18 protein-coding genes are annotated in these 19,107 nt (G+C 40.5%); 11 read left to right on the forward strand and 7 right to left on the reverse strand.

Translation table 11 applies throughout. The features are described 5' to 3' along the window. Nucleotides 1–2: 2 nt before the first annotated feature. From J2Y37_RS14935 to gshA, 4 genes are all read right to left on the reverse strand, one after another. Nucleotides 3–533: a hypothetical protein gene (locus J2Y37_RS14935; protein WP_349033318.1), complete on the reverse strand. Its 531-nt coding sequence runs from the start codon at nucleotides 531–533 to the stop codon at nucleotides 3–5. Between the two features lie 3 nt (nucleotides 534–536). Then, entirely contained in the window at nucleotides 537–3,947 is a 3,411-nt protein-coding gene (locus J2Y37_RS14940; protein WP_349033319.1) for a type VI secretion system Vgr family protein, read from the reverse strand. 171 nt (nucleotides 3,948–4,118) lie between these two features. Continuing rightward, a complete protein-coding gene (locus J2Y37_RS14945; protein WP_004673527.1) occupies nucleotides 4,119–4,625 on the reverse strand; it encodes a disulfide bond formation protein B in 507 nt (168 codons plus the stop codon). A gap of 18 nt (nucleotides 4,626–4,643) precedes the next feature. Next, a complete protein-coding gene (gene gshA / locus J2Y37_RS14950; RefSeq protein WP_349033320.1) occupies nucleotides 4,644–6,221 on the reverse strand; it encodes a glutamate--cysteine ligase in 1,578 nt (525 codons plus the stop codon). 232 nt (nucleotides 6,222–6,453) lie between these two features. On the opposite strand from gshA, the gene J2Y37_RS14955 reads away from it, so the two are divergent. The 4 genes from J2Y37_RS14955 (at nucleotide 6,454) to J2Y37_RS14970 (ending at nucleotide 10,433) form a co-directional block, all read left to right on the forward strand. Continuing rightward, on the forward strand, nucleotides 6,454–6,993 hold the full coding sequence (locus J2Y37_RS14955; RefSeq protein ID WP_349033321.1) for a DUF924 family protein: 540 nt from the start codon (nucleotides 6,454–6,456) through the stop codon (nucleotides 6,991–6,993). Between the two features lie 37 nt (nucleotides 6,994–7,030). Continuing rightward, nucleotides 7,031–7,591, forward strand: a complete 561-nt coding sequence (locus J2Y37_RS14960; RefSeq protein WP_349033322.1) for a hypothetical protein — start codon at nucleotides 7,031–7,033, stop codon at nucleotides 7,589–7,591. Between the two features lie 13 nt (nucleotides 7,592–7,604). Further along, on the forward strand, nucleotides 7,605–8,915 hold the full coding sequence (locus J2Y37_RS14965) for a DUF445 domain-containing protein (protein ID WP_349033323.1): 1,311 nt from the start codon (nucleotides 7,605–7,607) through the stop codon (nucleotides 8,913–8,915). Between the two features lie 150 nt (nucleotides 8,916–9,065). Next, entirely contained in the window at nucleotides 9,066–10,433 is a 1,368-nt protein-coding gene (locus J2Y37_RS14970; RefSeq protein WP_349033324.1) for an MATE family efflux transporter, read from the forward strand. 80 nt (nucleotides 10,434–10,513) lie between these two features. Here J2Y37_RS14970 and J2Y37_RS14975 read toward each other — a convergent pair whose 3' ends face one another. Further along, nucleotides 10,514–11,344, reverse strand: coding sequence for an SDR family NAD(P)-dependent oxidoreductase (locus tag J2Y37_RS14975; RefSeq protein ID WP_005194106.1), 831 nt, complete (start codon nucleotides 11,342–11,344; stop codon nucleotides 10,514–10,516). Between the two features lie 268 nt (nucleotides 11,345–11,612). Here J2Y37_RS14975 and J2Y37_RS14980 point away from each other — a divergent pair, with 268 nt between their 5' ends. The 3 genes from J2Y37_RS14980 to phoR all read left to right on the forward strand — a co-directional run bounded on the left by J2Y37_RS14980 (nucleotide 11,613) and on the right by phoR (nucleotide 14,623). Next, entirely contained in the window at nucleotides 11,613–12,290 is a 678-nt protein-coding gene (locus J2Y37_RS14980; protein WP_004673539.1) for a TetR/AcrR family transcriptional regulator, read from the forward strand. 255 nt (nucleotides 12,291–12,545) lie between these two features. Beyond that, nucleotides 12,546–13,256 (forward strand): phosphate regulon transcriptional regulator PhoB, encoded by a 711-nt coding sequence (phoB, locus tag J2Y37_RS14985; protein WP_004673541.1) that lies wholly within the window; start codon nucleotides 12,546–12,548, stop codon nucleotides 13,254–13,256. Between the two features lie 8 nt (nucleotides 13,257–13,264). Next, nucleotides 13,265–14,623, forward strand: a complete 1,359-nt coding sequence (gene phoR / locus J2Y37_RS14990) for a phosphate regulon sensor histidine kinase PhoR (protein ID WP_004673543.1) — start codon at nucleotides 13,265–13,267, stop codon at nucleotides 14,621–14,623. 87 nt (nucleotides 14,624–14,710) lie between these two features. On the opposite strand, the gene J2Y37_RS14995 is transcribed toward phoR, so the two are convergent. After that, nucleotides 14,711–15,163 carry a PACE efflux transporter gene (locus J2Y37_RS14995; RefSeq protein WP_349033325.1) on the reverse strand — a complete coding sequence of 151 codons (453 nt, stop codon included), beginning with the start codon at nucleotides 15,161–15,163 and terminating at the stop codon, nucleotides 14,711–14,713. Nucleotides 15,164–15,257: 94 nt separating this feature from the next. Here J2Y37_RS14995 and J2Y37_RS15000 point away from each other — a divergent pair, with 94 nt between their 5' ends. After that, complete coding sequence (locus tag J2Y37_RS15000) at nucleotides 15,258–16,151, forward strand: LysR family transcriptional regulator (RefSeq protein WP_349033326.1); 894 nt, start codon at nucleotides 15,258–15,260, stop codon at nucleotides 16,149–16,151. 341 nt (nucleotides 16,152–16,492) lie between these two features. Here J2Y37_RS15000 and J2Y37_RS15005 read toward each other — a convergent pair whose 3' ends face one another. Next, on the reverse strand, nucleotides 16,493–16,894 hold the full coding sequence (locus J2Y37_RS15005; protein ID WP_349033327.1) for a MarR family transcriptional regulator: 402 nt from the start codon (nucleotides 16,892–16,894) through the stop codon (nucleotides 16,493–16,495). 121 nt (nucleotides 16,895–17,015) lie between these two features. Between J2Y37_RS15005 and J2Y37_RS15010 the strand changes: the two genes are divergently transcribed. The 3 genes from J2Y37_RS15010 to J2Y37_RS15020 all read left to right on the forward strand — a co-directional run. After that, nucleotides 17,016–17,492 (forward strand): GNAT family N-acetyltransferase, encoded by a 477-nt coding sequence (locus tag J2Y37_RS15010; protein WP_349033328.1) that lies wholly within the window; start codon nucleotides 17,016–17,018, stop codon nucleotides 17,490–17,492. A gap of 495 nt (nucleotides 17,493–17,987) precedes the next feature. After that, complete coding sequence (locus J2Y37_RS15015) at nucleotides 17,988–18,329, forward strand: DHCW motif cupin fold protein (RefSeq protein WP_004673553.1); 342 nt, start codon at nucleotides 17,988–17,990, stop codon at nucleotides 18,327–18,329. 531 nt (nucleotides 18,330–18,860) lie between these two features. Next, a partial coding sequence (locus J2Y37_RS15020) for a hypothetical protein (protein ID WP_349033329.1) occupies nucleotides 18,861–19,107 on the forward strand: 247 nt, incomplete at its 3' end.

A 19,107-nucleotide genomic window follows, 5' to 3' on the forward strand; every position in this document is an offset into this window, starting at 1 on the left:
TATTAATACCAATCCGAAATCTGATACTTAGAAATATTCTTTATACTTGTATCTTTTAAAATATAACTATTAAGGATAGAAGATATATTCAAATCTTCACCAAGTTTGTTACATGTCAGATTAACATCTACAATATCTTGATCTGTGTATCCATTCTTGAATTTCGACAAATCCAACCTCCTTAAATATGCGAAGGTATTTTTATTATCATATAGCATTATTAAATTTGTTTTATCGTTTTTTAAAAAAGCTCTATATGCAAAATATATATTACCTTTATGCTTAACTTTCTTACATATCCCTGTAGAAATCCAATTATCATCTGTCCGATCAAGACCTAGTTTTTCGATTACTATTCTATTATTCTTACTAAATTCTTCTTCCCAAACATCTGGGCATGTAACATCTGATATGATACTAATCTCCACTGCTGGCTCATTCCAATATTTTAAGCATTGTTTAGAGCTCTCTGCGTATAAGCTCACACTTTGCAATAAAACCAATGAGCCAATAAATACTTTAGCTATTTTCATTTCTTAATCCCCACATCCAAATTGCTTAAAATCACGTTCTAAATTCGATTCATCTGTAGCGCCTACTTGAGCGTGTTCACAGTCATCATGATGGTGTTCATCATCGCCACCACAACATGCTTCATCCGAGCTGTGATTTTCGAGCACAGGCTCTTCTACCAATAGCAACTTATCTGCACTTTCTTTGTCTTTTCCGAGTAAAACAATTTCGATTTGGTCAGGGTTGTTGCTAAAGATTCGTTGTGTTCTCGCTCCATCATCAAGCACACCCACATATTCTGTTTTCTTCGCGCGATTAATCACCTTATAAAGAAAACCTTCTTGTAATAATTCAGGAGAAACCAAACCACTAAAATCAAAACGTCGACTGTAAACCCCACTCTTTGGCATGGTCGGTAACTCTGCATTGACTGTTGTGCCACTCTCAAAGACATGCTGCCCTGCCTTCACCTTAAAATTGCCACCAGTATTTACAAATACTCCATCCTTATTAATCTTAAGCTGCGAGCCACCTGCTTTTAGGTCAATTTCGATTGGACTGGTGATTTCGATTTTTTCTTCTGTCGATATAATCTTGATCACCCGACGGGCGATTGCCTCGATCATGTCATCTTGTGCCTGCAACTCCACTTTTCCTTTAGCAGCATAGGCTCGTATTCCTTTTTGGGCTGCAAATAGGCTGATTTTGTCTTGCGCGTGCCCAATAATATTTTTCTGGGCACTCAAATTGATGGAACCACTGGCACTTTCTGCAATGTCTTGCGAGGCTTGTAAAATAATATTCTCAGGTGTGGTCAGCGCAATTCCATTCGGTGAGGCCAACAGCATCAATGCTTGTCTAAAGATTTTTCCTTGGGCTTGTTGTTTGCTGTCCTTACTCTTTTCTAAGTCTTGGGTATAGTTTTCCATAAAGCCTTGCAAAGAACCCAATGCTTGTAATGGACTGACCTTTAAACTGCTACCTTTACTAAACGTGCCACAGCTACTCATCAGATCAAAGTCTTTAATATCGACATTCGCAAGGACTTGTCCAACTTCCTTTAGACCTTCAAAGGGGTTGTGTTGAATCTTATCTTTGAGGGCTGCTAGTTGTCCTTTGACAATGTCTGTACCATGTTCTTCGACATTTTCAATAAAGGTTTTAAGATTCTCCACTGCATCTTTTGCATCTGCGAAAAATGCATTGAATTCATCAACAATGGCTTTACTATTTCCACCGAGCGCACCGATATCACCAATAAAACCACCACAATCTTTTAAGGCATTTAGCGGATTGCTTTGCATCTCATTTTTAAAAAGATTTACGGTATTGTTTAACGCCTGTCCTTTGGTTTTTAACTCCAAAGACTGTATAAATTTGGGTAAACGTTCAATGACATTGAGCGCATCGGCTTGTTGTTTGAGGGCAATGTCGCTTAGCATTTTCATGCTTTCAAAACCTTCAGTCAGCAATGATTGCGCTTGAGCTGCTTCCAAGTGATCTGCGATCGCTTGTTCTTGTGCATAGGTACTGATCAACATGCCTTTACCTGCACGTACCGCGCCCCAAGCATCCGTTCTGAGTTCAAAACCCTCACCACGTCCTGCACTCTGCGCTTGTTCTTTTGGATGACTTAAATGCCCTAAGTTCAGTTGAGTTGCAGCATGACTACTTTGTAATTGAGTGCTAATTTGTCCCGTAGTATCGTCAAATCTGAGTTGGTTGAATCCTCGACCATCGACCTCTTGACTCCGAATACCACTGAGTTTTTTGGTGTCAGGGAGTTGCCCTTTGATATCGAATCGAGTCGGTGAGCGCTGCGCCTCATGGATTCGCCCTGTCACAAAGGGGCGATCAATGTTGCCATCAAAGAAATCAATCACAACGATCTCACCTATGCGCGGTAGGAATCGCGCACCATAACCTTCACCCGCCCAAGGTGTCAGAACATCCACCCAAGCGGAGTCGGTATCGTTGTCATTGGTGCCAGCACCACCATCATGGCCATGATCATCGACACGGGTAAATAGAAAGCGTACTTTGATCCGTCCCCACTCATCCACATGAATGGTTTCACCTGCTGGGCCTACCACTTTTGCTCGTTGAGGATATGCAATGGGTCGGTGTTGCAAGGGCTGATATTCAGGTACGGTGGGAATATGACGGCGTTGCAGTGTGAGTTGGTTGCCTTGACGTTCTTCTAAGGTTGAGTGACTCAGTAGAGGTTGCCAATGACTTTGCTGTAGCAATTGCTTGACCTGTTGGTTCAACTCTTTAGGCAGATTATTTTGGTTATAGAACTGCTTTGCGGTAATGAGGAAGTTTCTATCCGCACTAGCATGCTGGTCAATTTCTGGGTGTTGTTTGAGTTCAAACCAATAACCCACATGTGCATCACGAACCGTGGTATTGGCAATAAATTGTTTCGCCTGCGCACTGTGGTAATTGCTGAGTTGTTCATTGATGCGTTCGATTTGATGATTGCCTGAGCTACTCGCACCATCCTCACCATTCAGGTCCTGTATCCATGCAGGTGTGAAGTGCCATGCATCCTCTAATCCCAAACTTGCATTGTCATAGTGATCACTGTGTCCGTGGGTACTTTGGACGCTGCCTGCTCCATCTTCTTGATCAAGCGCATCCGCTTGCCAGCGCTGGATATGCACCGTGGTCGGTTGCAAGCTACGTTCTGCAACCAAACTGGTCATGCTGTCATATTGTTCTGTGGCACTACTACGGTGGTAACGAATACTATGGCGCTCAAGTGCTTGATAGTGATTATTGTCATCAATCAGTCGGAGTTTTTGCGCTTGAATTGGCGCTGCACTGAACGGAACAAGATGCTGAGCTTCATCAATTAAGCTATTGATCGACTCTGAAGCCAATAATCGTTGAATGAACATTGAATCGAGTTCATTGTGCTGCATGGTAAAGGGTCTAACATCATAGTCTTTGCTAAGCCCACTGAGATCTAATGTCAAACTCGCTGCAAACAATGGACTACGTGCTTGCCACTCTTTAAATAGGGTCTGGACAATTTCAACCACCGATTGGTTCATAAATACCCGGCTATTACGGCGTTTTGTCCATAATGATGTCGCATCTTGCATGGTCAGACGATAAAGCGTAAGTGCTCCATCACTTTGACCTTGAGCTGCCGCGGTAATAATCCCTGTGTTGCGTGCCAATTGGCCCGTATCAGTGACCTGATCGACTGCAACAGTACATCCAATAAATTTTTTAAGCGGAATACTCGCATTGGTAGATAGGCAAATGAGCTCTGATGTTAACCCATGATTTAAAACATGTCTTCCAGATATTCGTTGTAAGAACACCTGTGCCGTTAACATCGGATCTGCAAATTGGACGTGTATCGCACGCTTCTGTGCATTTAACCCCAGTTTTTCTAATACATTAAATATATTCAAAAGCATTTTTTATGATCATAATTTTAAGAATCGGTTGAACTTTATAAGAAAAATACCTTTCTGTACATAAAAAATAGTTGTTTTTATATAAAAATATATCCAATTGATTTAAAAGAAAAAACCCCTAAATATTGATATATATTTAAGGGTTTTTTAGTTGTTTTAAAAACTCTATGGTTATTGTTTAGCTGTACTATATTTTCTAAAAAGCTGCCATAAACAAATCAGCAATATCAGACTGAAATAAATCAATGACCATACTGGTAATGACTGACCCAAGAAACTCCAGTCGACTAAAGCACATTCACCAGAACCAGAAAGCACTTGTTGCAATACTGCTTTCATGGGCAAGACATCAACCAAATAATCCAAACCTGGACCACAACTTGGAACTTGATCAGCAGGTAAGTTTTGCAACCAAACATGTCGTGCTGCAACACCCACTGACCAACCAATCGCTAATGTCGCCAGCAATGCATAAAAACGTTTAAATACATTTGAAATCGGGTTATGAATGAATGCAACCAGTGCAATCAATCCCATTCCAATTAGACCTACACGTTGAAACACACACAATGGGCAAGGTTCCAATCCTTGCACATGCTCTAAATACAACGCGAACGAGAGTCCGATAATACTGGTCAGTACCAATACTGCACTGACCAAACGGTAATTCCATCGCATAGGAAGTCCTCAAAAGATTTAACGGTATTGTGCAAGATATTGTTCAAAACTCGTGTCATTTTCTTGTTCAAGTTGCCACTGTTTTTGCAACGACGTTTGCGCTAAATGTTCAAAATATTGTTGTCTTTCTGCACTGAGCTGATGCTGGTCATAACAATCTACATGCTGTTGAGCCATGACACTACCAAAGTTCCATGTGCCACCATGTTGTAAAGTATCTTTGATCACTTGTGCTGAAAGGGTATTTTCAACATCATTTAAACGCTGTTGCATGACATAAACAGCATCCTGATAAAGAGAAGTACCATCCATTTGATCTAGTGTCGCGGCACAAATATGAATTTCACTTAAATGTTGCTGTGCCCAATCCTGAAATGACACTGTTAGATGCCCTTCTTTGATCTGGGCATCTGCTGCACGCCCTCGATTGACCACTTCAGTTTGATTTTGATCAATCTGATCTTGTTCGTCAGACCATAGATCAGGACTTTCCCGCAATAAACAATACAAGGCCAGACTTTCTAAGAACCCTGCTGTGGTTTCATCAATCCCAATCGCACTATAGGGATTCACATCGACCGCACGCAGCTCTACATAACCCACACCACGATTCTTCAAGGCTTGCGAAGGGGTTTCACCCGCTTGAGGCACTTGCTTTGGACGCACTAGACTGTAGTATTCATTTTCAATCTGTAAAACATGATCATTGATTTGAATCGGTTCACCTGCCTCATCATTCAAACCTAAATCAGTAAATGCAGGATATGGCGTATGGACGGCCTTTTGTAATCCATCTAAATAATCATGCAAATCGTTATAATAAATCCCCAACTGCTTTTGTGCTGAGTTTTGGTAACCCAAACGTCCCATACGCAAGGCAGTTGCTTCTGGTAAGTACAAGGTTCCTTTGACCAAAGGCTGTAAATGGTGGTTACGCCCTGTTAAAAAGCAACGACAGACCGATGGACTTGCGCCAAGCAAATACATCACCAAGGGAGTCATGCGAATAAAATTTCGGATCAAGGCAAAATAACGATGGCTTCGATAATCTTGCAAACTGAGTTGTTTTAGTTCTTCATTTTTTTCGTGCTGTTGTAATACTGCAAATAAATGATCGGGAAAAGATAAATTATAATGTACACCTGAAATGGTCTGCATCCGACGACCATAACGTACTCCCAAACCATGGCGATAAAGGGTTTTAAAACGCCCGATATTAGACGTGCCATACTGAGCAAGTTTTATATTTTCTTCATTGTCATCCAGCATACAAGGCATGGAAAGCGGCCACAATTTCTCACCATCTTCGAGTTGCTGATGCACCACCTGATGAATATCGCTTAACTCATTTAATGCAGCGGCAATGGTGTTGTGTGGCGTGGTAATGAACTCCATTAACGCTTCTGAATAATCAGTCGTAATATGGGGATGTGTGAGTGCTGAACCCAAAGCTTTTGGATGATTTTTTTGTGATAAAAATCCATTGCTTTGCATACGCAAACTTTCACGCTCGATACCGCGTAACATACCGTCTAATTGTGAGGCATTTACCCAAGTCGGTACGATAGCGGACGAAAGTGTGCAAGGTTGGTTCATAATTTATATGCTCGGTTATTCAAGATCGGCCAACCAGATCAAGGCTGGTGACTTCATCGCGTGTATTCGCATGCCAAACATGCCTACTATCACGACTCCGCCAATTATAACGACTATTACGATCTAGTCATCTGATTGTATTAGCTTGGCAATTTTTATCACAATCTTGCTCTATAAGACATGCTGAAATTGTGATTTTATTAAAAATAAATCTTTCAATGGATACTCACCGATGCAAGCGCAAGATATTCTTGATTTTTGGTTTTCTCCTGATCATCGCTCACTTTGGTTTGCCAAAAGTGATGAATTTGATACCAAAATTCGCGGGCTTTTTCAAACGATTCATGATCAAGCAACTCAAGCAGAACTTTGGTCATGGCGTCAAACACCTGAAGGTCGTTTAGCTGAAATTATTGTTTTAGATCAATTCTCACGTAATTTATATCGTGATCAAGCACAAGCTTTTGCCTATGACAGCATGGCATTGATGCTGGCTCAAGAAGCAATTAGCCTACAATTAGATGCTCAGTTAAGCCCCGAACAACGTTCCTTTTTATATATGCCATTTATGCATAGTGAATCAAAAATGATTCATGAGTACGCATTAAAACTCTTCCAACGTTTAGGCAATGAAATCAATTTAAATTTTGAGAAAAAGCATAAAGTGATTATTGATCGCTTCGGACGCTACCCTCATCGCAATACGATCTTGGGACGAACATCCAGCGCCGAAGAACTTGAGTTTCTAACTCAACCGAACAGCAGTTTTTAAGTCGATCTCCCCTCGACATCAGAAAGAGGAATTGCATATGAAATCGTTACTCATCTGTGCCCCGCTATTGGTCACATTGGCATTTACAGGGTGTGCCACCCTCCCAACTCAGCCTAAAACGTTCGATCAGTTGGGGCAGTTTACCGCTTATCCATTAAATAACAAAAGCTTCCGTATCGGCTTCCAAGCAGGAAATAATCTGAGTTATGGTACAGCTGAGGAAATTACCTTACTCAAGGCAGCACAAACCACGCTCCAAAATGGGTTCCGTTTTTTCACTGTAGTTGATGACCCAAGCAATGCGCGGTTCAAGGAGCAACGCCAAGCGGTAATTTATCCGAGTCGACCGTATTATCCTTATGGTTATTATCGTCGTCACCCCGCCTTTTGGCCGGATCCATTCTATGATGTACCACAAGTGGTCAATCTTGATCCCATCCAAGTGTCGTATACTATTGAATGTTTTCAGACTCAACAGCAATCACCTGATGCATTTGATGCACAGCTGATTTTGCGATCCTTAGGACAAAAATACGGATTGAGTCCAACAGGAGAAGTGTTGCAACCCCCTGCACCACCTCAAAACAAAAATGAATGAATAGGATGACTCAATGAATTCAGCCGAAGAAATCCACAAAGTACCAAGCCTGCAAAGAAGTAAATACTTCGCCACCGTAGCATTGGTGATTGCAGTGATGACGTGGATTTGTTTAATGGTCGTGGCGCATTTTCTGCCTGAGTATCGGTGGCTGATCCATATTTTCATGTTAAGCGCCGAAGCAGGTGTGGTCGGTGGTTTGGCCGATTGGTATGCGGTGACAGTGTTATTCCGCAATCCATTTGGGAAAATCCCCTTACCCAAACTATTACGGGACCATACTGAGATTATTCCACGGAATAAGGCACGTATTGCTGAATCAATGGGTCGTTTTGTTCAGGAAAATTTCTTATCTCCCCAAATCGTGCAACGTAGTTTGCAAAATACCGACCTCAGTTTGGCGGTCGGTCAATGGTTAGCCAACCCAAAAAACAACGGACACGTGGTTCAGATCATCCAACAAACCGTTCCGAAAATTTTTGAGTTCGTCAGTCAGGATCAAATTGCCAACTTTGTACAAAACAATAGTGTGCAATGGGTGCGCAGTACCAAGATCAATACCCTTGCCAGTGAAATGTTACGTGCGGTTTTGGAAAATGACTTCCATCAAGATGTGTTACAACGTGGACTCGATCTGGCTCATCAATGGATGGTGTCACATCCAGAAGAAGCACGAGAGTTGTCTCGCACATTATTTAAAGAACTGGGGGTCTGGAAACTGGCCAAGGGCGCGAGCTGGATCGGCATTGATGTGCAACAGCGTACTATTGACTCACTGATTGAAAGAGTGGAGTCGATGTTGGCCAATCCTGAACACCCATGGCGACAAGACATTGAGGCAACCACTCATGCCCTCATGCTACAACTTGCTGATACCGATAGCGAAGCAAGCCAACGTTTGAACAGTGGTAAAGATGCCTTGCTGGATAGCCCACAAGTTTTAAACTTTATTAGCGGTGCAATCGCGATTTTATGCGATGCCATCAAAACAGATTTGATGCAACCCGATTCAGGCATTGCCACCAATTTACAAGCAGCTATTCAACAACTTGGTGTGAGCCTGATCCAAAATGAAAATGTTCGTGAAGTCCTCAATAGCAAAATGGTGGGCTTAGCCACCAATTTCAGTGAGCAATATAGCGACAAAATCATTCGTTATATCAGTGAACGCATCCATGAGTGGGATTCACGCGAAATGATTGCCAAAATCGAAAGTGAAGTTGGCGGTGATTTACACATGATCCGTGTCAATGGTGTGATTGTCGGGGCCTTTATCGGTTTGATCTTGGGTATCATTCGTGCCTTTGTTGAAAATGTTTTGTAAAAGATTTGAAATGATCAACTTTTCACGTAAAGTTGATCATCAGAAGATGCCTTCTTGGTTGCAACCAAGATCTCAACCGTAATGATTTATCCGAACAAAAATAAGCAATCATGTTGCAAATGGCGTAGAGGAAGATACCAAGGAATTTGAATGACCCCACACCAAACATTGGTGATGCAACCCAATCTCTGGAAAACATTTTTTGTTTTTCTAGTGCCGCTGATCGCCACCAACATTTTGCAAAACTTGTCGGGGACGATTAATACCATATTTGTGGGTCAAATGATGGGGGTCGATGCAATTGCAGCGGTGTCGGTTTTCTTCCCTATCCTGTTTTTTTTGCTGGCATTTACCATTGGTATTTCGGCAGGTACCACAGTTTTAGTGGGTCAAGCTTGGGGCGCGCAAAATCTAGAAAAAGTTCGTAGTGTGGTTGGGTCAACCCTTTTTATCACCTTAATTGGTGGCACAATTATCGCAATCTTAGGCTTTATTTTTGCTGAACATATTCTCAATCTTTTAGGTACTGATCCCAAAGTCATGCATATGTCGCTGCCTTATGTGCAGTGGATGTTGGCAGGTAGCCCGTTATTGTTTGTTTATATTATTTACACCTCTATTTTACGGGGTGTCGGTGATAGTGTTACCCCTTTGATTGCCCTAGGTTTAACAAGCCTCATCGGTTTAGCAGTCACGCCAGTCTTACTTAAAGGTTATTTTGGTTTTCCAGCCTTAGGCATCATCGCACCCGCGATTGCCACCATCTTAGGCTATAGTGCAGTGTTGATTTTTCTAGCTTTCTACCTCAACTATAAAAATCATCCACTTAAAATAGATCGTCAATTGCTCCAACATATCCGCCATGATGCAGAATTAAGCAAACTGATTTTTAAACTAGGCATTCCAACAGGCATTCAAATGGTCACCACTTCTTTGGCTGGATTGGTGATTATAAGCTTGATCAATCGTTACGGCGCAGAGGCAACTGCAGCCTACGGTGCAGTCAATCAAGTCCTCAACTATATTCAGTTTCCTGCGTTGTCGATTGCCATCGCAGCATCGATCTTTGCCGCCCAAGCGATCGGTGCGGGCAAACCAGATCTGTTGGCCAAAGTCACCCGCACTGCATTGAGTATGAATTTTTTATTTACAGGTAGTCTGATCGTACTGGCGTATTTATTCTCAAAATATTTAATGGCACTGTTTATTACTGATCCTGCGGTCATCGAACTGGGACAGCAATTATTATTCATTGTGCTGTGGTCACTGCTGTTTTTTGGCGCAAGTGCAATTTTTGCCTCGATCATGCGGGCTAGCGGAACCGTAAACGTGCCAATGCTGATCAATATTTTTACTATTCTTTTAATCGAAGTGCCTTGTGCCTATTGGTTTAACACACTTTGGGGACTCAAGGGAATTTGGATGGCTTATGCTCTAGCTTTTGTCTGTTTATGCATATTCCAAGCCGCTTATTATCAATTTGTCTGGAAGAAACGCGAGATAAAGATTCTGATTTAAGCGTAAAAGTTCATCATGATTTTCAGCGTCAAATAAAAAGCCATTCAAACAAGAATGGCTTTTTATTTCATTAGCAGAACTTACATCATTTTCGTTGCAAGGGCAGCAATACGTTGATATCCCGTTGGGAATAAACGTTGGAAAGAGTCGACGATACGCGCATCAGCACCAATCAATAAACGACGTTTATCTTTCAACACTGCATTCAAGATTTGACGTGCTGCTTCTTCAGGAGGCGTACGCAAGAACTTATCAAATTGTTTGATTGATTTGCCCGGATCCATGCCCAAGCTTTTCATGCTGTCATTCATTTTGGCTGCTTTGGCAATATTGGTACGGATACCGCCTGGGTGTACACAAAGCGAGCTGACACCACTCTTTTCAATATCAAGTTCTTGGCGTAAAGATTCTGTAAAACCACGCACTGCGAATTTAGTCGCGTTATACGCTGATTGCGTTGGTTGCGAGGTTAAACCGAAGATACTTGAAATATTGATGATATGGCCATCTTTGGTTTGTTTGATAAACGGTAAGAATTCTTTGGTCCCGTAAACCACACCCCAGAAATTAATCCCAACGATCCACTCTAAGTCTTCATAGCTTGCGCCTTCAACCGTTGAGCCGAGTGCCACACCCGCATTGTTGAAAATCATATTGACCGAACCATGATCTTGGACGGTATCTTGCGCCCACTGTTTCATCGCATCACGGCTAGAGACATCAAGTACTGTCGTGGTCACTGTGATTTCAGGATATGCTTTCAAAAGCTCCACAGTTTGTGCCAAACCCTTTTCATTGATATCACTCAATGACAAATGACAACCTTGTTGGGCCAATAAAACAGCTAATTGTTGCCCAATCCCAGAACCTGCACCTGTGATCGCTGCGACTTTATTTTTAAAATTTTTCATTGCCTATCCTTTGTGTTGCGAATGATATGCACATATTCGCCTAGATTACGTGCAGTTTAAGATGTAACCAATATAATTTTGACAATACACGTTGTCAATATAGTACACTATGCTTTTAAGACAAATGGCAATAACACACACATTACTTGTCATATTGGGTCTATTTACATTTAATGAGATAAGATTTTTAGGCGATACAAGGCATAGTTGCATCATGTAAACTGAGCTAGACATACGCTATAAAGACTTTTAGGAAACGGTTTTTTCAATGACAACTCAAAAGCAAGCCAAAGCGAAGAAAAACAACAGCGAAACCAAAGAGCGTCAATTCAAGGGTCTTTCTTTAACTGAACGTAAAGAAGCTCGCCGTGAAAAACTGATTGAAGCTGGGATCGCTACTTACGGCACTCAGGGTTTTTTCTCAGTCACCGTCAAAGATGTCTGCAACGAAGCCAAACTTACCGAACGCTATTTCTATGAATCGTTTAAAAAAAGTGAGGAGCTATTTCAAACCGTTTTTTTAAGAATGGTTGGTGAAATGCAAAGTTGTTTAACGCAGGCGGTATTATTGGCGGCACCCGAACCAAAAAACATGGTCACTGCGGGGCTGTCGGCTTTACTCAACACCATTCGAAACGATCCACGTATGGCTCGGATTATTTATATTGATGCCATGTTGGTGCAAGACTTACACAATCAAGCCACGATCCAAGAGACCTTGACTCAGTTTGATCGGATCATTCAAGGCTTTGTGATGATCACCATGCCCAATGTTCAACAAAGCACTGAGGAAGTGTCTTTGATGGCGACAGGCTTAAATGGTTATGTCACGCATATTATTATTCGTTGGGTCTCAGAAGGCTTTAAACAACCATTAGAGGACGTGTTAGCAGCATGCTGTGCGGTATTTATCTCCTTTATCGCAACAACATCACAAAAAAATTAAAATCATTTTACAGTTTTGTGACAAATAAAACTGTTAGACTGATATGGTATTAACCAAATGAATTCATTTGCTTTATTGATAAATCACTTGTCATCATTTGGTCACTACGCTGCCGCACAATTGTCACAATTTATTGCTAAATTCGACTTTATCCACTCTTTTGCAATGATATTGTCATAATTAATCTTTGTAATAAGCCTGTCATAACAACAAAACGGTTCAACATTACCGTTATAAATTTGAGGGTATTGCGCTGTGAAAGATGACTATATTTTAATTGTCGACGATGAGCTACCGATTCGTGAAATGATCCATACCTCTTTGGATATGGCAGGTTTCCAATGTTTACAAGCAGAGGATGCCAAACAAGCACATCAAATTATCGTTGATCAGCGTCCTGCTCTCATCTTGCTCGATTGGATGCTACCAGGCGGTGTTAGTGGTGTAGATTTGTGCCGTCGCCTCAAACGCGATGAAAACTTGGCTGAAATCCCTGTCATTATGCTGACGGCTCGTGGCGAAGAAGATCATAAGGTACAAGGTCTAGATGCGGGTGCAGATGACTACATGACCAAACCTTTTTCTACCCGCGAACTGGTTTCTCGAATCAAAGCAGTACTACGTCGTGCCAATGCACTCAGTGGCGAAAAAGTCATTGATGCCAATGGTTTGATGCTTGATCCTGTGAGCCAACGTGTCAGCTTCGGTGACAGCATTTTAGAGATGGGACCAACCGAATATCGTTTACTCGCCTTCTTTATGACCCATCCTGAACGCGCTTATACGCGCGCACAATTGCTTGACCAAGTGTGGGGTGGTAATGTCTATATCGAAGACCGTACCATTGATGTGCATATTCGTCGTTTACGCAAAGTGTTAGAACCTTATGGTGTCGATCGTTTTGTACAGACGGTACGTGGCACAGGTTATCGTTTTTCTACACGAGCTGATTTGGCAGCAGGTTAAAACCCTTTATGTACGAACCTTATCCAGTCCCTGAACTGGCACGTGAACACCAACGTTTTCGTTACAGTAGTTTATGGGCCTTTGCAAAGCAAGATTTAAGACTGTTGCTTTTTTTCTTATTGATTGCGAGCTTAATCGGATTTGGCGTTGGGTATTTTTGGAGCTGTATTTTCATCGCTTTTGTGGTGTTTTTCACATTACAGCTCCGCTCGCTCTACTTGGTCAATGAATGGATTTCAAATCGTCCTTATGATGTGCCGCCGAACTTAAATGGGATTTGGGGTGCGTTGCTGTTCAATGTCTATCGTGCCCAACGCCAAGAGCGTATTGTTCAGGCAGAAATGGTCGGCTTGATAGACCGTGCACAATCATCGCTGTTCGCTTTAGCCGAAGCGGTGGTGTTAATTGATGATCAACATCAAATCGAATGGTGGAATCCAGCAGCCGAAAAGCTATTAGGCATTGAACCCTTAGATCGTGGGCGCAACTTATTGACGATTTTGCGTCAACCGAGTTTTATTGAATATTTCAACCAAAGTGATCAATCGCCAGATGGGATTCGTCTACAAGTACAGATGGATGAAGAGCGTTATGTACAAGTCAAACTGACTCGCTTTGGTGGAGAAAGTCGACTATTGGTGGCCTATGACACCACACGCGTACATAACCTCGAACAAATGCGTAAAGATTTTGTCGATAATATCTCGCATGAACTACGTACACCGCTCACCGTACTCAGTGGTTATATCGAAACCTTTACTGATCAGGATGATATTACACCACGTTGGAAACGTGCCTTCACACAAATGCAGTCACAAACCAAGCGTATGAATGCGTTGGTCAATGATTTACTGTTACTGTCCAATTTAGAAAATAATAAAAAAGTCGCCAAAAAACAGATCATTGATATGGCAAATTTAATGAATCAAATCTTTGATGATGCGCGTGCTTATAATTTAGATTACGGACATACGCTCAACTTAGATATCGACAGTCATTGTGATCTGATTGGTTCAGATATGGAAATTGCTAGTGCTTTCAGTAACTTGATTACCAATGCGATTAAATACACCCCCAAAGGCGGCATTATTACCATTGGTTGGCATGAAGAAAACGATCAAGCTCTTTTTAGCGTACAAGATAATGGGATCGGTATTGACCCAAAACATTTGCCGCGTTTAACTGAACGTTTCTATCGCGTTGATAGCGCGCGCAGCCGTCAAACAGGTGGCACAGGTTTAGGGCTTGCGATTGTTAAACATGTCTTGATGCAGCACGGCGCACATTTAGAAATCACCTCTAAAGAGAATGAAGGCTCGACCTTTACTGCTGTTTTCCCAAAAGAACGTTTATATCGAATGATCTAAGTATTCTACACAATAGTTATAGTGCATTTTAAATTTAAACAAGCCAATCCCAACAGATCGGCTTGTTTAGCTTTAGCTGATTGAAAATTAGCTGCTTACTTTTGCATCCAGTTCCGTTGCTTCAAGCAAATGACTCGGCAAACCAAAAATATGATCAAAAAGATAATTATAAACAAAGGTATAGCATGGGATGATCACCATCAAACTAAAATCTAGCAAGAAGGCTTTGAGCAAACTAATTTGCATCCACCATGCAATCAATGGGATCAAAATCATCACCAATATGATTTGGAAGCCAATCGCATGTGCAATTCGTCTCCACACCGTTCGTGTTTTGGAAATTTGGGTTTTTTCCCACATCTCAAAAACATAGTTATAAAAGAAATTGACCGTGACTGCGATCACCGCAATCAGAATCGATAAAGGTCCTGTATGACTAATGCTCGTGCCAGAAAGTGCAGCCAATATCAGTGCGCAGATCAAAAAGCTAAACACTTCATAGAATAATACATAAGTTACTCTTCTTTTTGTTCCTTGCATGACGACACCTTTAAATCAATAATCAGTGGATTTTACGCCTTAAATCTGATAAAAAAAGTCAATCGTTATCAGATTTTCTGACAAGGAAATAGGCATGAAACTCAATAGTGAACAGCTCGAGTTAATCCTTGAGATAATTGATCGAGGTAATTTTTCAGCTGCCGCACGTGCACTAAATCGAGTTCCTTCCGCGGTCAGTATGGCGATCGCCAATTTAGAAGCTGAATTGAATTTAAAATTATTTGAACGCAGTAAAAATCATCTTGCGCCGACCGACGTTGCGCTGTCGATTGAGCCGCATGCACGATTGATCGTAACCAAAATGCGCCAATTAGAACTGCATCTAACCGAGCTTTCAACGGGACTGGAAACCAGTCTCTCGATTGGTGTCGCTGCGGATGCCAATCAGAAATTTCTACTGGGCGGGATCGAACATTTGATTCAACGTTATCCATTGCTAAATATTGAAATGCTCAGTGCGCCACAACAAGAGCTAAAAACACGTCTGCAAAATAATGAAATAGATCTGTATGTCGCCTATAGCTCATCGTCGATCGACATCAATGAACGCTTCCGATTATTGGGCGTTGAAAAATTTGTGGCGGCTGTTTCGCCTAAAGATGCACTACAATTAAAAGAGAATCATAAAAATGAACTCACCATGCTCTCCGAGTTCAGACAAATCATCGTTGCCAGTAAAAATTATCCGCTTCCCGATCCCCGGGTGTTGGTTTCTGATTCTTGTTGGTATACCGATAATTTATCGATGGCAATCAGTATGGTTGAACAAGGCATGGGCTGGGGAAATTTTCCACTTTCGGTGGTGAGTGAGCATTTTTCTAAACAAAGTTTGGTTCGATTAGAGTTTAGCGATACTACCAATGGCCTTGATATGCCGATTCATGCGATTTGGCAGAGTTACAAACCTTTGAGTAAGACCTTACAGATGCTTATTGAACTTTGGGTTAAACAAATTGACGTCGAATAAAAAAAAGCCCGACATCCTGTCGAGCTTTTTCCATATTCCTTTCACTAGGTATGATTCCTGTCATACCTCACATCCCGATGCGAAAACTTATTGTTATTGTTTTATGTTTTGGAACTTCCTGTTCCTGATGAGTTCATATTAGGTGATTCGATTGGGTCTGAATATGGGACATTGCCCCTAATCGTTGTAAGAAAAAGCGTACAGGGTTTTGGATGTGAAAAACTGCTGATCAACAGCCAAAGAATCTCAAATTCGTTTTTGATATCGCTTTTACCACTAAAGAAAATTTTCTGATTTTTCCATATAGCGTCCATTATTCTTTGTAGAAAACCAACTCACAATCAAAGACGTTTTAAGAGATCGGTTAGCATTGATATTTGATCTTCTCCTAGACTATCCTCGATTTCTTGTTGAACCTTCTGCCAATGAGGAAGAGCTACTTTTAAAAGCTGAAGTCCTTCTTGTGTTAGCTTTAAAGTCACTTCTCTTTGATCTTTATCACCTTGTGTCAGTTCAACAAGCACCATTTTCGCTAGGACTTTCACATTCCGCCCCACTGTCGAACGCTCCAACTCCATCTTTTTAGCTAAAGATGTGAGGCTAATCGGTTCAGCTCTCTTAATCATTGATAAAAGAGAGAATTGGGTAATGTTGATGCCAAACTCAGCCAATGCGGCATTATAACGATGCCCTAAACGTCGGGAAGCACTGCGTAACTTTGCACTGTAACAAGGTAAAATCATAAGTCCAATTAATCCCTTCAGGTTAAGCTTAGTTTGACACAAATGATAAATCTTGTAGAACGGATATCTTTCCACTAACATGAGGGTATATACCCGTATTTTTCACTACTGTGGTTGATCTATGAAAATTGTTGAATATAACGATAAGTTTAAAGATGACGTTATTGATTTAATTTTAAGTATTCAAAATATTGAATTTGATGTCGGTATCCCATTAGCTGAGCAACCAGATATTCAAGATATACATAAATACTTTATTACATCAGGTGGAAATTTTTGGTTAGCATTAGATCAAAACAATAAATTGATCGGAACAATTGGGCTTCAAGCACTTACCCCACAAATAGCTATTTTAAAAAAGTTTTTTGTTATTTCCGAATATCGAGGCCATCAAGTTGGAATGGCTTTATATAATGAGCTTTTAAAATTTGCTGAAATAAATCATTTTTTAGAGATTTTTTTAGATACCCCAGCTAAAGCAACTCAATCACATAAATTCTATAGTAAAGCTGGATTTAAGGAGATTGCTAAGCAACTATTGCCTGTTGTATACCAATACCCAGACAGAGATTCACTCATTTTCCGTTTAAAACTTTAAGCTAGGGAAATAGGGATTTAGTCGAGTTATCAGGCATGCCCCACTCAACGACATCAGAGATTAGGTAAAAATTTGAAAGAAAAAAGCTCGACATCCTGTCGAGCTTTTTTCCGTATTCCTGTCACTAGATACACTTCCTGTCGTATCTCACATCCCGATGCGAAAACTTATTATTATTGTTTTATGTTTTGGAACTTCCTGTTCCTGATGAGTTCATATTAGGTGATTCGATTGGGTCTGAATATGGGACATTGCCCCTAATCGTTGTAAGAAAAAGCGTACAGCGTTGCGTTTAAGAATCTGGCAACAAGTACCTAAACTGCTCATAAAAAAGCTATTTTGTTTCAAATCTACCGCTTTTATGGTTATCAATGTGAATAAAATTTTGATTATGGAATTAATTTTCTTTCACATAGTAACCATTATATTAAAGGCGTATTGCAAAAACTAAATTTATCTATAGTTTAAGAATGAACCTAAATTTTGGAACAGAATATGAATATCTTCCCTTTTCCATTTCAAGTTACTGATTGGGAAAAAATAGAAACCACAGAATACAGTGGAGAAACAGGAAAAGCGTATTGGAAGACCCAATATTTTGGTGAAGAAACCAATAAAATTCGAGTAAGAATTGTAGAGTATTCAGCCAATTACTTAGCCGATCATTGGTGTGAAAAAGGTCATATTTTATTTTGTTTAGAAGGTGAACTTGAAAGTAGATTAAAAGATGGCCGCACCTTTATTTTAACCCAAGGAATGAGCTATCAAGTTGGTGATCATGCCGAGCCGCACCAATCCTTCAGTTTGAATGGTGCTAAATTATTAATCATTGATTGAATTAATGTAATGCAGTTGATGCAAACTTAAATTAATGACATTCAATGCATCCACTAAGTGATAGATCAGACTTTAAGTAAAAATTTGAAAGAAAAAAGCCCGACATCCTGTCGAGCTTTTTTCCGTATTCCTTTCACTAGATACCATTCCTGTTGTATCTCACATCCCGATGCGAAAACTTATTATTATTGTTTTATGTTTTGGAACTTCCTGTTCCTGATGAGTTAATATTAGGTGATTCGATTGGGTCTGAATATGGGACATTGCCCCTAATCGTTGTAAGAAAAAGCGTACAGGGTTCTGCTTAATGCTTGGCAAAACATACCAGAATTGCTCACAAAAAAGGCGATTTGTTTCAAACTGGTCTTTCTGATCGTTTTTGATATTACTCAAAAACTTTAAGTATTTGATTTTTTATTAATTAAACTGTATATGCTTCACATAACGCCCATTATGTTAAATAAACATTGAGAGAACATTAATTTAATATCTGTTACATTGCTAAATATAAAAAAAGGAACTTATTCTTGTATGTCTCTTAACTTGAATAATATTCAAACATTGTTCTCATCTAACAAAGCAAAACTGCTCAATTGCCACAGCAACGAATTATGTTTTAAAAAAAAATCGAAGAGCTGGTGTATAAGATTAATTGATAAGTCTTGGCATGTTTTAACTCTTGATGATGAAAAAGTTATAGAAAATATAACCTATGCATCAGAATATCTGGCTTGTCTTAGATTTTTATATTTATGCCAGGTGATTACTACTGATCAGC

It is taken from the genome of Acinetobacter sp. 3657 (genome assembly GCF_031456775.1).
GTDB lineage: Bacteria > Pseudomonadota > Gammaproteobacteria > Pseudomonadales > Moraxellaceae > Acinetobacter.

Excerpts from the sequence above, each read along its gene's own strand:
- J2Y37_RS14965 (WP_349033323.1), top strand. The coding sequence starts at position 7,605 with ATGAATTCAGCCGAAGAAATCCACAAAGTACCAAGCCTGCAAAGAAGT.
- J2Y37_RS14970 (WP_349033324.1), top strand. The coding sequence starts at position 9,066 with ATGACCCCACACCAAACATTGGTGATGCAACCCAATCTCTGGAAAACA.
- J2Y37_RS14960 (WP_349033322.1), top strand. The coding sequence starts at position 7,031 with ATGAAATCGTTACTCATCTGTGCCCCGCTATTGGTCACATTGGCATTT.
- J2Y37_RS14975 (WP_005194106.1), bottom strand. The coding sequence starts at position 11,344 with ATGAAAAATTTTAAAAATAAAGTCGCAGCGATCACAGGTGCAGGTTCT.
- J2Y37_RS14995 (WP_349033325.1), bottom strand. The coding sequence starts at position 15,163 with ATGCAAGGAACAAAAAGAAGAGTAACTTATGTATTATTCTATGAAGTG.
- J2Y37_RS15015 (WP_004673553.1), top strand. The coding sequence starts at position 17,988 with ATGAATATCTTCCCTTTTCCATTTCAAGTTACTGATTGGGAAAAAATA.
- gshA (WP_349033320.1), bottom strand. The coding sequence starts at position 6,221 with ATGAACCAACCTTGCACACTTTCGTCCGCTATCGTACCGACTTGGGTA.
- J2Y37_RS14935 (WP_349033318.1), bottom strand. The coding sequence starts at position 533 with ATGAAAATAGCTAAAGTATTTATTGGCTCATTGGTTTTATTGCAAAGT.
- J2Y37_RS14945 (WP_004673527.1), bottom strand. The coding sequence starts at position 4,625 with ATGCGATGGAATTACCGTTTGGTCAGTGCAGTATTGGTACTGACCAGT.
- J2Y37_RS14940 (WP_349033319.1), bottom strand. The coding sequence starts at position 3,947 with ATGCTTTTGAATATATTTAATGTATTAGAAAAACTGGGGTTAAATGCA.
- J2Y37_RS14955 (WP_349033321.1), top strand. The coding sequence starts at position 6,454 with ATGCAAGCGCAAGATATTCTTGATTTTTGGTTTTCTCCTGATCATCGC.
- J2Y37_RS15000 (WP_349033326.1), top strand. The coding sequence starts at position 15,258 with ATGAAACTCAATAGTGAACAGCTCGAGTTAATCCTTGAGATAATTGAT.
- J2Y37_RS14980 (WP_004673539.1), top strand. The coding sequence starts at position 11,613 with ATGACAACTCAAAAGCAAGCCAAAGCGAAGAAAAACAACAGCGAAACC.
- J2Y37_RS15005 (WP_349033327.1), bottom strand. The coding sequence starts at position 16,894 with ATGATTTTACCTTGTTACAGTGCAAAGTTACGCAGTGCTTCCCGACGT.
- J2Y37_RS15010 (WP_349033328.1), top strand. The coding sequence starts at position 17,016 with ATGAAAATTGTTGAATATAACGATAAGTTTAAAGATGACGTTATTGAT.
- phoR (WP_004673543.1), top strand. The coding sequence starts at position 13,265 with ATGTACGAACCTTATCCAGTCCCTGAACTGGCACGTGAACACCAACGT.